Raw genomic sequence first — 12,244 nt, forward strand, 5'->3', positions numbered from 1 at the left:
TGGTGCAAGCCCGCCCCGGAGCCCCGGCCGGGCGTCGCTCAGGCGTCGAGCGTCAGGTGCTGGCCGTGCAGCGCCGCGGCCGCCGGCGAGGCCAGGAAGGCGACGGTGCGGGCCGCCACCGAGGTCGATACCCACTGGCTCGGGTTGACATCCGGCATGGCCTGGCGGTTGGCGGGCGTGTCGAGCACGCTGGGCGCGATGCTGTTGACGGTGATGCCGTGCGGCGCCAGTTCCGCGGCCGAGGCTTCGACCAGCCGCTGCAGCGCGCTCTTCGACGCGATGTAGGCCGCCATGGCCGCGGCGCCGCGCGCGGCCGTCTTGGCGGTCACGGCGACCACGCGGCCGGCCTTGCGCTCGATCATCGCGGGCACCAGCGCCTGCGTCACCGCCACGAAGGACCAGGCGTTCAGGTTCATCATGCGGTCCCAGGCCGCGCGGCCGAGCGCATGCACCGGCTCGCCCATCTCGAAGCCGCCGGCGATGTGCACCAGGGCATCGACCTGCCCGCCGAATGCGCCCAGAACCCGCTGCCCGGCCCCGGCCATCGCCTCCACCGAGGTCACGTCGGCTTCGAGCAACAGGTGCCGCGAGTTGTCGAGCCCGGGGAAGCTGCTGACGAGGTGCTCCAGCCGGTGGTCGATCAGCGCCACGCGGCCCCCCCGGTCGAGGAACAGCTGCACCACGGCACGCCCCAGCGCGCCGGCGGCGCCCGTGACGACCACTTGACCCGGGGAATCGACTTCATCCATTGGAGGCTCCTGGTTGGGGAAGGGATGGTAGCGCCGATGTCGCCCCCCGCGGCGCCCGGGCTGGCATCATCGACGCTTCGTTTGCAAAGGAGAACTGTCATGAAAGAAGTGGTTGTCGTCAGCGGCGTTCGCACCGCCATCGGAACATTCGGCGGAAGCCTCAAGGACGTGCCGCCCACCAAGCTCGCCGCCCTGGTCACCAAGGAAGCGCTGGCGCGCGCCAAGGTCGACGGCAAGGACGTCGAGAACGTGGTTTTCGGCCACGTCATCAACACCGAGCCGCGCGACATGTACATGGCCCGCGTGGCCGCGATCGAGGGCGGCTGCGCCCAGGAGACGCCCGCGCTGACGGTCAACCGCCTCTGCGGCTCGGGCCTGCAGGCCATCGTGAGCGCGGCCCAGAGCATCCAGCTCGGCGACGCCAAGGTGGCGGTCGGCGGCGGTGCCGAGAGCATGAGCCGGGCGCCCTTCGCCTCGCTCACCGCCCGCTGGGGCGCCCGCATGGGCGACAGCAAGATGGTCGACATGATGCTGGGCGCGCTGCACGACCCCTTCCAGACCATCCACATGGGCATCACGGCGGAAAACATCGCCAAGAAATGGGGCATCAGCCGCGAGACCCAGGACCAGACTGCGCTGACCAGCCACCAGCGCGCCCAGAAGGCGATCGAGGGCGGCTACTTCAAGACGCAGATCGTCCCGGTGCCGCTGGAGAGCCGCAAGGGCACCACCTACTTCGACACCGACGAGCACGTGCGCCACGACGCCAAGATCGAGGACATGAGCAAGCTGAAGCCCGCCTTCCTGAAGGAAAACGGCACCGTGACCGCGGGCAATGCCTCCGGCGTCAACGACGCGGCCGCGGCCGTGGTGCTGATGGAGAAGGAAGAAGCGGCGCGGCGCGGCCTGAAGCCGATGGCGCGCATCGTGGCCTATGCCTTCGCGGGCGTGGACCCGGCCTACATGGGCATCGGCCCGGTGCCGGCCTCGCGCAAGGCGCTCGAGAAGGCGGGCCTGAAGGCCTCCGACATGGACGTGGTCGAAGCCAATGAAGCCTTTGCGGCGCAGGCCTGCGCGGTGAGCCAGGACCTGGGCCTGGACCCGGCCAAGGTGAACCCCAACGGCTCCGGCATCTCGCTCGGCCACCCGGTCGGCGCGACCGGCGCGCTGATCACCGTCAAGGCGCTCTACGAGCTCGAACGCATCCAGGGCCGCTACGCCCTGGTGACCATGTGCATCGGCGGCGGCCAGGGCATCGCCTGCATTTTTGAGCGGATCTGACGGCCGCGCCAAAAGTTGTGGCTATAATCGTGAGATTGCCTGAATGACAGAAATGTCGATCAGGGGCTCTTAGCTCAGTTGGTAGAGCAGCGGACTCTTAATCCGTAGGTCGAGTGTTCGAGTCACTCAGGGCCCACCAGCAAACCCTTCACTGGTATAGAAACGGCGCTATCGAAACGATAGCGCCGTTTTCTTTTGGGCGTCTGAAACGCATGTCTCTGGGCGCCGCGCAACTCAGCAGCGATATGCCATTCGTGATATTGAGAATGCGCGCTCTGCGGCGTACAACTTTTGCGCCCGATGGGCCTTTGCGCCTGTTTGTTCAACCTCCTCAAGTGGGGGGCCTTGGCCCTGGTATCACCGCCCGTGGCGGGGCACGGAAAGATCATGAACAAACTTTGCGGAAAGGCTGTGCTTTGCTCCGCCGCGGCAGCGGCGGCGACGATGATGGGCGCTGCATGGGCACACCAGGAAGGTCGAATGACGGGTGGCGGAAGCTTTGTCTGCAGTGAACCGGGGCAACAAAAAGTGACGCATGGCTTCGAGTTGCACTGCAAGGGCGATCCGCCGGCCACGCTCGCAGAGCCAAACAATCTGGAAATCAACTTTTCCGGCGGCGACAATTTCCATCTCACCACTTTGACGAAGGCGGTGTGCACCGACACTGACGCGATCCAGCAACCCCCGAGTGCGAACTTCGACACCTTTGACGGAGCGGGAACCGGCACCTTCAACGGTCAGTCTGCAGAAATTGCATTCACCTTCACCGATGGCGGAGAGCCTGGCACCAAGGACACCGCGCTGGTCCTCATCAAGCTGACGGGGACGGGACAAACCGTGCTCAGCTGCAACACGGCGCCTCTGACCTTCGGCAATCAACAGGCGCACCGGGCGACCGGCAGCAAGCAGTAGCGACGGTTCGGCACCCCGAAGGGGCATCGTTGTGGCGAAAAAGAAGCAAGGAATGCGCAGGACGGCAGCAGGCATTTGTCTGGCAGCGCTGTCTGCGTTCTCGGGTGCATCGCTGTTTGCTGAAAAGGCGTCCTCGATCAAGGCACCCTTGATCGAGGAGCCAACGGGCAAGGATGTCGAGCGCGACGAGTCCGGCTCGGCGAGCCTCGGCGGAGCACTCTACAGCCCGTTCAGCCCCGCCTTTGAAGCGGTGCCGCAGCCACTCGATGCCAGCGCTGCGCCGACGCGGCAAGACGTGGACGAAGGGACGCCCGACCTGGTCGTGACGACCGTCGCCTCCTCCGTTGCTGCAGGGCTCCTCGTCGTTCTTGTTCGCGTCCTTGTTGCGAGTTAGGGATCAAGGGGGACGGGTCAGCGCAAGGTCTCGAGGTAGGCATTGACTGCCGTGCGCGCCTGCCGCGACAGCGCCTGCAAATCAGGCGCCCCCACGGCACTGATGTGGACATGCGAGACCAGCCCGTACATCACGGTCTGGCTGACGCGCGCCGCTTCCCGCATCGCACAGCCCGCCGGCAGGTCCGACGCCGCAGCCAACGCGTCGGCCCAGGCGTCGACGAAGCGCTCGTACATCTTGCGGTAGGCATCGGCGCCCGAGAGATGGCGTTCGAGCAGGTAGTGCGCGCCCCACTCTTCCGGCCGCTCGCGGTGGGCCTCGATCTGCGAGTCGATCAGCGCGTCGACGATCTCGCGCAGCGGGCGGCCTGCGTGCCGCGCGACGGCGTCCTGCATCGCCACCAGCAGCGCCTTGGAGCGCAGGTGCAGGCAGACGCGCGCCAGGTCCTCCTTGCTGGCGAAGTACTCGTAGAAGCTGCCGAGGCCGGTGCCGGCCACCATCACGATCTCGCGGATCGTGATGCCCGCGTAGCCGCGTTCGACCAAAAGCCGAACAAAGGCTTCCTGCAGGGCCTGCGAAGTCTGCAGCGCACGCGACTGGCGCGGCTTTCTCCTCGGGGGAGAAGTCGGGGAACGCTTGATCCTGGCCTCCTTGCACCGGAACCCGAACACCCGAAGCGTCGGTTGTTCCTAGAATTTTTCGAGCTGACAGGCTGCATTCTGCAGCGATGAACAGCAGCGCCGAAGCCTGGCGCAGAACCCAGAAAACGGGAGACAAGACGCTCATGAAAACCATCCTCCGCGCCGCTTCGGCCGCGCTCGTCCTGGCCGCCGCCACCGCCTCGGCACAGCCCGCCTCGACCGTGAAGATCGCCTCGCTGGACGCCATGTCCGGGCCGATGGCCGGCCTCGGCCTCAACGTGCTCAAGAGCTTCCAGTACACGGTGAAGATGGCCAACGACGAGAGCTGGGCCGGGCCCACCAAGTTCGAGATCGTGGCCTTCGACAACAAGCTGTCCGCACAGGAGGCGCTCAGCCTGCTCAATTCGATCGTGGCGCAAGACATCCGCTACGTGGTGCAGGGCGCCAGTTCCTCGGCCGTCGGCATCGCGCTGCTCGGCGCCATCGAGAAGCACAACAGCCGCAATCCGGGCAAGGAGATCGTGTATCTCAACTATGCCGCGCAGGCGCCCGTGATGACCAACGCGCAGTGCAGCTTCTGGCACTTCCGCACCGATGCCAATTCCGACATGAAGATCGAGGCCATGGCAGCGCACATCGCGAAGCAGCCCGGCGTGAAGAAGGTCTTTCTTCTGAACCCGAACTACGCCTACGGCCAGGAGGTCTCGAAGGCGGCGCGCGAGCTGCTGGCGAAGAAGCGCCCCGACATCGAGATCGTCGGCGACGACTTCCATCCGCTGGGCCAGGTCAAGGACTATTCGCCCTACATGGCGAAGATCAAGCGCGCCGGCGCCGACACGGTGATCACGGCCGATTTCGGCGCCGACCTGGCACTGATCGTGCGGGCCGCGCGGGATTCCGGCCTCGGCGTCGACTTCTACACGCTCAACGCCAACAACTTCGGCGTGCCCGGTGCCATGGGCGCGGCGGGCGAAGGCCGGGTCAAGCTGGTGTCGGCCTTCAGCCCCAACGACCCGGGCCTGTCGGGCAAGCCGCTGCTCGGCGGCTTCAAGCGCCAGGTCAACGAGGACTTCATCAACGGCCTGGGCCACAACGCGATCGTGATGCTGGCGCAGGCGATGCGCGAGACGAAATCGACCGATCCCGTGATCGTGGCCGCGAAGATGGAGGGCATGCGCTTCGAAGGCCTCAACGGCCCGGTCGAGATGCGCAAGTCCGACCACCAGGCCCAGCAGCCGATCTACGTGCTGAGCTGGGAAAAGGTCGACGGCAAGGCCGTGGTGCACGACCAGGAGAACACCGGCCTGGGCTGGAAGCAAGTCGCCGTGGTCGATGCCAAGGCGGCCGAGCAGCCCACCACCTGCCAGATGAAGCGCCCGGCGGGCGGCTGAGCCCGCGCCCCCGTTCACCTCCGAAAGGCACGCCATGACCGGCATCCATCCCGACAACCAGGTTCCCGAACTCAAGGACTACAACGTCTACACCAGCGACCCCGCGCTGCGCCGCGCGGTGGCGCGCGGCGGCGCCGGCTGGCGCGACGACGAGCTGGTGCGCCAGGGCGCGGAGTACGGCGCCGAGGCCACGCTGCGCGCCGCCGAGGACGCCAACCACCACGAGCCCGAGCTGCACACGCACTCGCGCACCGGCGAGCGCATCGACGCCGTCAGGTTCCATCCCGCGTGGCACACGATGATGAGGATCGCGCGGCGCAACGGCATCGCCAACCTGCCCCTCTTCGACGAGCGCCCCTCGGCCTGGACCGCCTACGGCGCCTCGCTCTACATGCACAGCCAGATCGAGTCGGGCTCGACCTGCCCGACCACCATGACCAAGGCCAGCATCCCGGTGATGCGGCTCAATGCGGCGCTGTTCGACGCTGCCGGCCCCAAGCTGGGCGCGACGGTGCACGACCCGCGCGACCAGCTCTTCACGCAGAAGGACTCGATGACGGTCGGCATGGGCATGACCGAGAAGCAGGGCGGCAGCGATGTACGCACCAACACCTCGGTCGCGGTACCTGCAGGCCAGGGCAGCTGGGGAGACGAGTTCCTGATCACCGGGCACAAGTGGTTCATGTCGGCGCCGATGTGCGACGGTCACCTGGTGCTCGCCAAGACCGCGGAGCGCGGCTCCACCTGCTTCTTCGTGCCGCGCTGGCGCCCGGACGGCAGCAAGAACCCGATCCACATCCAGCGCCTGAAGGACAAGGTCGGCAACCGCTCCAACTCGAGCAGCGAGGTCGAGTTCAAGGAGGCCTGGGGCGTGCGGGTGGGCGAAGAAGGCCGCGGCATCCCGACCATCATCGAGATGGCGACCTACACCCGGCTCGACTGCGCGCTCTCGAGCGCCGGCTTCATCCGCCAGGCCTTCGCGCAGGCGCTGCACTACACGCGCAACCGCCATGCCTTCGGCAAGGCGCTCGCAGACCAGCCCGTGATGACCGAGCTGCTCGGCGACATGGCGCTCGAGTCCGAGGCCGCGACCTTGCTGGCCATGGACCTGGCCTCGCACTTCGGGTCGACCGATCCGCTCGACGTCGCCTGGCGCCGCCTGATGACGCCGGCGGCCAAGTTCTGGAACTGCAAGCGCGCGGTGGCGCTGACCGGCGAAGCGATGGAAGTCTTCGGCGGCAACGGCTATGTGGAAGACGGTCCGATGGGACGCCTGTTCCGCGAGGCGCCGGTCAACTCGATCTGGGAAGGCTCGGGCAACGTGATGAGCCTGGACGTGCTGCGCGCCGTTTCGCGCAATCCGGACGATGCGCACCGCGTGCTCGACCATCTGCAGGAAGTCGCCTCGCAGGACGTCCGCCTGTGGGGCCAGTCGCAGTCCTTGCGCGATGCGATCGCGCTGCCGCCGGCCGAGCTCGAACGCCAGGCCCGCCGCTTCACGCAGCGCCTGGTACTCACCGCCCAGGCCTGCCTGATGCTGCAGCACGCCAGCGCCGAGGCCTCGGCGGCCTTCATCGGCAGCCGCTTCGACCCCGACTGGGGGCCGGTGACCGGCATCACCGCCGGCACCAGCGATCCCGGCGCGCTGCTGCGCGCGGCCTGGCAGTGAAGACGCGACCCGCATGACCGATTTCGTTTCGGTGCTGGACCAGCACGCCCGCGTGCAGCCGGCCCGGGAGTTCCTGCGGGCCGCGGGCCGCTCCTTCAGCTATGGGGAGTTCGCCGAGCTCAGCCGACGCGCCGCCACCGTGCTGCGCGGCCAGGGCATCGGCGCCGGCGACAAGGTGGCGCTGCTGTGCCTCAACACGCCGGGCTTTGCGATCGCGCTGTTCGGCGCCTGGCGTCTGGGCGCCGCCGTGGTGCCGATCAACCACAAGCTGCAGGCGCCCGAGATCGACTACGTGCTGCGCCACTCGGGCAGCAAGCTGTGCGTGGTGGACGGCGCATTGGCCCCGCTGGCGCAGAAGGTCGAGCATGCGCCGACATGGCTCTCGACCGACAGCGCCGGTGCCGGCCTGCCCTCCTTCGACGCGCTGCTCGAACGGGCCGCGCCGATGGCCGACGCCGCGCCGCCGCCCACCGACGCGCTGGCCGAAATCCTCTACACCTCCGGCACCACCGGCAAGCCCAAGGGCTGCCTGCACACCCACGCCAACGTGTTCCTCACGGCGCTCTGTGCGGCGGCCAGCACCTCGATCACGCGCCACGAACGCACCCTGATCGCCATGCCGGTGTGGCATTCGTCGCCGCTCAACAACTGGCTGCTCGGCACGCTGCTGATGGGCGGCAGCGCGGTGTTCCTGCGCGAGTACGCGCCCAAGGCCTTCCTCGACACGCTGGCGCAGGAGCGCATCACCTTCACCTTCGGTGCGCCGATCGCCTTCCTGGCTCCGCTCTCGGTGGTGCCGGACGTCAAGGCCTACGACTTCGGCGCGATGCGCATGTGGGCCTACGGCGGCGGACCGCTGGGCGCCGACATGGCGCGCAAGCTGGCCGACAGCTACGGCAGCGACCGCTTCGTGCAGGTCTACGGCATGACCGAATCGGGCCCGCTGGGCACGGTGCTCTATCCGGAGGAGGCGATCGCCAAGGCGGGCTCCATCGGTCGGGCCGGCGTGCCCGGCGTCGCGGTCGAGGTGCGCCGTACCGACGGGCAGCGCTGCAGCGCCGGCGAAGTCGGCGAGATCCACCTGCGTTCGCCCGCGATCATGAAGGGCTACCTCGACAACCCGGAGGCCTCCGCGGCCGCCTTCGACCCGCAGGGCTGGTACCGCACCGGCGACCTGGCGCGGATCGACGAGGACGGCTACCTCTTCATCGTCGACCGGCTGCGCGACATGATCGTCACCGGCGGCGAGAACGTCTACTCGAAGGAGGTCGAGGACGTGCTCGCGATGCATCCCGACCTGCAGGACGTGGCCGTCATCGGCCGTCCGCATCCGGAATGGGGCGAAACGGTGACGGCGCTGGTGGTGGCGCGCGCCGGACGGACGGTCGATGGCGATGCGCTGCGCAGCTTCCTCGAGCCGCAACTGGCGCGCTACAAGATTCCGCGCGCCTACGAATTCCGCGACGCGCTGCCGCGCACGGCAACCGGAAAGCTGCTCAAGCACCAACTGCGGTAAAAACGCTGTCGCCATGACCTACACCTCGACCGACTCCGCTCGCCCCGCCGCCGTTTTTGCGCGCGAGGGCGATATCTGGCGGCCCAGCGAACTGTCGCGCGGCCCGTGGGACCCGCGCGCCCAGCACGGCGGCGCCCCCAGCGCCCTGATGGCGCATGTGGCCGAAAGCGCCATGGCCGAACCCGGCTGGCAGCTCGCGCGCCTGAGCGTCGAACTGATCAAGCCGGTGCCGGTGGCGCCGCTGACCACGCGCTGCAGCGCGCAGCCCGCACGCTCGACCACGCGCCTGACGATCGACCTGCTCGCCGGCGAGACGCTGGTGGCGCGCGCCCATGCGCTGATGCTGCGCGGGCAGGCGCTGGGGCTGCCCGACGGCCTGCCCGGGCTGTCGCCGCCGCGCCTGCTGCCGCTGCCCGGTGACTGCAGCGAGCCGCTGCGCATCCCGGGCCTGCCGCCCGACGGCCTCTCGTTCTACGGCAGCGCCGTGGACACGCTCGCCGCCCAGGGCGATGTCTCGCGGCCCGGCCCGGGCGCGGCCTGGTTCCGGCTCGCGGTGCCGCTGGTGCTCGGCACGCCGAATTCGCCGGCCATGCGCGCCGCCGCCGCGGCCGACTTCGGCAACGGACTCAGCTGGGTGCTGCCGGCCGAACGCTACGTGTTCTCCAATGCCGACCTGAGCCTGCACCTGCATCGCCAGCCCGTGGGCGAATGGATCGGCCTGGCGTCGGAAACGCAGGCCGATGGCAGCGGTGCCGGCATCACGCTGTCGCGGCTCTACGACGAACAGGGCCCGATCGGCGTCGCCATCCAGACGCTGGTGCTGCGCGATCGCGGCGCCGCGTAGGTCTCCCGAAGCCCCTCTTCGGCAATGCCGAAACACGGGCGGCGGCGCCCGTGGCATCCTGTGCCGGCGATTCCGCAGGCAGTTCGAGGAGAGATCCCATGGTCGAAGGCAAAGTGGTTCTGGTCACCGGCGCGGGGGGTGGCATCGGCCGCGACATCGCGCTCGCCATGGCGCGCCACGGCGCGCGGGTGGTGGTCAACGACATCGGTGCCGCGGTCGACGGCGCCGGCCACAGCGCCGGGCCGGCGCAGCAGGTGGTCGACGAAATCCATGCGCTGGGCGGCGAGGCCGTGCCCAACGCCGACAGCGTGGCCGATGCCGCCGGTGCGGCGCGCATGGTCCAGTGCGCGGTCGACAACTTCGGCCGCATCGACGCCGTGGTCAACAACGCCGGCATCCTGCGCGACCGCTTCTTCCACAAGATGTCGGTCGACGAATGGGACGCGGTGATCAAGGTTCATCTCTACGGCAGCTACTACGTCAGCCGTGCCGCCGCGGCCTTCTTCAAGGAGCAGGCCTCGGGCGCGATGGTGCACATGACCTCCACCTCGGGCCTGATCGGCAACTTCGGCCAGGCCAACTATGCGGCCGCCAAGCTCGGCATCACGGCGCTGTCGAAGTCGATCGCGCTCGACATGCTCAAGTTCAACGTGCGCTCCAACTGCATCGCGCCCTTCGCCTGGAGCCGCATGATCGGCGCCATCCCGACCGACACCGAGGAACAGCGGGTGCGGGTCGCCAAGATCCAGCAGATGACGCCTTCGAAGATCGCGCCGCTGGCGGTCTACCTCGCCAGCGATGCGGCGCACGAGGTCAACGGCCAGATCTTCTCGGTGCGCAACAACGAGATCTCGCTGATCAGCCAGCCGCGCCCGGTACGCTCGATCCACCGCTCCGAGGGGTGGACGCCGCAGACCATCGCCGAGCACGCGATGCCGGCGATGCGGGCCAGCTTCTATCCGCTCGACCGCTCGGCCGACGTCTTCAGCTGGGACCCCATCTGATCCATCCAGGATTTCACGGGACAATCCGAGCGTGAACCTGCATTTCGACCTGTTCGACCTCAAGCTCTTCGCCTATGTGGCGGAGGCGCGCAGCCTGACGCGCGGCGCCGACAAGGCCTGCATCTCGCTCGCGGCCGCATCGACCCGCATCAAGCAGATGGAAGAAGCCATCGGCGGCAAGCTGCTGCACCGCACCGCGCAGGGCGTCAACATGACCGCGGCCGGCGAGGCCCTGCTCTACCACGCCAAGCGCGTGATGCAGCAGATGGAGCACCTGCGCATCGACATGCAGGACTTCGGCAAGGGCATCAAGGGCCATGTGCGGGTGTTCGCGAACACCACCTCGATCACCGAATACCTGCCCGAGAAGCTGGCCGGCTTCCTGACGCAGCATCCGGCGGTGCAGGTCGACCTGCGCGAGTACCTCAGCGAGGAAATCGTCCGCTCGGTGGCCGACGGCGGCGCCGACATCGGCATCCTGGCCGGCGACGTCCACACCGGCGACTTCGACGCCCGGCCCTTCGGCCGCAACCAGCTGGTGCTGGTGGTGCCGACGGCGCATCGCTTCGCCGAGGCGAGCGCGATGGCTTTCATCGACACGCTCGAGGAGCAGCACGTGGGCCTGCACCACGCCAGCGCGATCCACCGCTTCCTGCTGCGCAAGGCCGAGCTCGCGGGCCGCGGCTACGCGCCCCGGATCCAGGTCGGCAGCTTCGAGGCCATCTGCCTCATGATCGAGGCCGGGGTCGGCGTCGGCGTGCTGCCGGCCTCGTCGGCGCGCCGGCTGTCGCGCGCGCTGCGCATCACGACCGTGCCGCTCGCCGACGCCTGGGCCGAGCGGGAGCTCAAGATCGTCGCGCGCAACCGCGAGCAGCTGCCGGCCTCCGCGCGCGAACTGTTCGACTATTTGGCGCAGCCTTCCGAGGCCCCCCTGACGCACCCTGCATGTCCGCCGACCTGAAATCGCTGCGCCTGTTCGTGGCCGTGGCCGACCACGGCAGCATCAGCGAGGGCGCCAAGCGCTGCCACATCGCGCTGGCGGCCGCCAGCAAGCGCATCTCCGACCTGGAGGCGCGAGCCCGGCTGCCGCTGCTGGTGCGCCACGCGCGCGGCGTCACCCTGACCTCGGCGGGCCACGGCCTGCTGCTGCATGCGCGCGCCGTGCTGTCGGCCATGGACCGGCTCGGCGCCGAACTCGACGATTTCCAGAACGGCGTGGCGGGCGTGGTCAGCATCACGGCCAACGCCTCCGCCATCGCCCAGTTTCTGCCCACACAGATCGGCTCCTTCCTGCGGCTGCACCCGGTGCTCAAGATCGACCTGCAGGAGCGCGCCAGCACCGAGGTGACCAAGGCCGTGCTGGGCGGCCTGGCCGACATCGGCGTGATCGAGAGCCACACGCCGGCCGAGGGCCTCGAATGCCTGCCCTACCGCAGCGACGAACTGGCCGTGGTGGTGGCGCGCGACCACCCGCTGGCCCGGCGCCGGCGCATCGGCGTGGACGAGGTGCTGCGGCACGACCATATCGTGGTGCGCGAAGGCACGGCGCTGCATCGCGTGCTGCTGAGCGCCGCGCTCGAGGCGCAGGTGCCGCTCAAGGTCCGCATGCAGGTGGGCAGCTTCGACATGGTGTGCCGCATGGTCGAACAGGGCGTCGGCATCGGCGTGCTGCCCTTCGCGGCGATCCTGCCGCAGCTGCAGATCCTGCGGCTGCGCTGCCTTCGGCTCGACGCGCCCTGGGCGATTCGCCGGCACTTACTGTGCGTGCGGCGCGAGCAGGATCTGACGGCGGCTGCGCGCTCGGTGCTGGAGCACCTCCGAACCCCGGACCCGGCCTGACTGG

At 68.7% G+C, this 12,244-nt stretch carries 12 protein-coding genes and 1 tRNA gene; 11 read left to right on the top strand and 2 right to left on the bottom strand.

Features of this window, described 5'->3' with window-relative positions:
- Positions 1–38: 38 nt before the first annotated feature.
- Entirely contained in the window at positions 39–749 is a 711-nt protein-coding gene (locus AB4Z46_RS01790; protein ID WP_442281753.1) for an SDR family NAD(P)-dependent oxidoreductase, read from the bottom strand.
- 99 nt (positions 750–848) lie between these two features.
- Here AB4Z46_RS01790 and bktB point away from each other — a divergent pair, with 99 nt between their 5' ends.
- The 4 genes from bktB to AB4Z46_RS01810 all read left to right on the top strand — a co-directional run bounded on the left by bktB (position 849) and on the right by AB4Z46_RS01810 (position 3,336).
- Positions 849–2,030 carry a beta-ketothiolase BktB gene (gene bktB / locus AB4Z46_RS01795; protein WP_442281754.1) on the top strand — a complete coding sequence of 394 codons (1,182 nt, stop codon included), beginning with the start codon at positions 849–851 and terminating at the stop codon, positions 2,028–2,030.
- Between the two features lie 63 nt (positions 2,031–2,093).
- Positions 2,094–2,169, top strand: a tRNA-Lys gene (locus AB4Z46_RS01800).
- 248 nt (positions 2,170–2,417) lie between these two features.
- Positions 2,418–2,942, top strand: coding sequence for a hypothetical protein (locus AB4Z46_RS01805; protein WP_442281755.1), 525 nt, complete (start codon positions 2,418–2,420; stop codon positions 2,940–2,942).
- Between the two features lie 31 nt (positions 2,943–2,973).
- Complete coding sequence (locus tag AB4Z46_RS01810) at positions 2,974–3,336, top strand: hypothetical protein (protein ID WP_442281756.1); 363 nt, start codon at positions 2,974–2,976, stop codon at positions 3,334–3,336.
- A 17-nt stretch (positions 3,337–3,353) separates the two neighbouring features.
- Here the strand turns inward: AB4Z46_RS01810 and AB4Z46_RS01815 are convergent, their stop codons facing one another.
- Positions 3,354–3,881, bottom strand: a complete 528-nt coding sequence (locus AB4Z46_RS01815; RefSeq protein ID WP_442281757.1) for a TetR/AcrR family transcriptional regulator — start codon at positions 3,879–3,881, stop codon at positions 3,354–3,356.
- Between the two features lie 239 nt (positions 3,882–4,120).
- Here AB4Z46_RS01815 and AB4Z46_RS01820 point away from each other — a divergent pair, with 239 nt between their 5' ends.
- The 7 genes from AB4Z46_RS01820 (at position 4,121) to AB4Z46_RS01850 (ending at position 12,240) form a co-directional block, all read left to right on the top strand.
- Positions 4,121–5,368, top strand: a complete 1,248-nt coding sequence (locus AB4Z46_RS01820) for a branched-chain amino acid ABC transporter substrate-binding protein (RefSeq protein ID WP_442281758.1) — start codon at positions 4,121–4,123, stop codon at positions 5,366–5,368.
- Positions 5,369–5,402: 34 nt separating this feature from the next.
- Positions 5,403–7,037, top strand: a complete 1,635-nt coding sequence (locus AB4Z46_RS01825) for an acyl-CoA dehydrogenase family protein (RefSeq protein ID WP_442281759.1) — start codon at positions 5,403–5,405, stop codon at positions 7,035–7,037.
- A 13-nt stretch (positions 7,038–7,050) separates the two neighbouring features.
- The gene (locus tag AB4Z46_RS01830) at positions 7,051–8,553 is read left to right on the top strand and encodes a class I adenylate-forming enzyme family protein (protein ID WP_442281760.1); all 1,503 of its coding nucleotides are present in this window, start codon (positions 7,051–7,053) and stop codon (positions 8,551–8,553) included.
- 13 nt (positions 8,554–8,566) lie between these two features.
- Positions 8,567–9,397, top strand: coding sequence for a thioesterase family protein (locus AB4Z46_RS01835; RefSeq protein WP_442281761.1), 831 nt, complete (start codon positions 8,567–8,569; stop codon positions 9,395–9,397).
- A gap of 98 nt (positions 9,398–9,495) precedes the next feature.
- The gene (locus AB4Z46_RS01840) at positions 9,496–10,401 is read left to right on the top strand and encodes an SDR family NAD(P)-dependent oxidoreductase (RefSeq protein WP_442281762.1); all 906 of its coding nucleotides are present in this window, start codon (positions 9,496–9,498) and stop codon (positions 10,399–10,401) included.
- 31 nt (positions 10,402–10,432) lie between these two features.
- Positions 10,433–11,362 (top strand): LysR family transcriptional regulator, encoded by a 930-nt coding sequence (locus tag AB4Z46_RS01845; protein ID WP_442281763.1) that lies wholly within the window; start codon positions 10,433–10,435, stop codon positions 11,360–11,362.
- Positions 11,347–12,240: a LysR family transcriptional regulator gene (locus tag AB4Z46_RS01850; RefSeq protein ID WP_442281764.1), complete on the top strand. Its 894-nt coding sequence runs from the start codon at positions 11,347–11,349 to the stop codon at positions 12,238–12,240. The genes AB4Z46_RS01845 and AB4Z46_RS01850 overlap by 16 nt, the downstream gene beginning before the upstream one ends.
- Positions 12,241–12,244 lie beyond the last annotated feature (4 nt).

This window comes from Variovorax sp. M-6, assembly GCF_052114385.1.
Lineage (GTDB): Bacteria > Pseudomonadota > Gammaproteobacteria > Burkholderiales > Burkholderiaceae_C > Variovorax.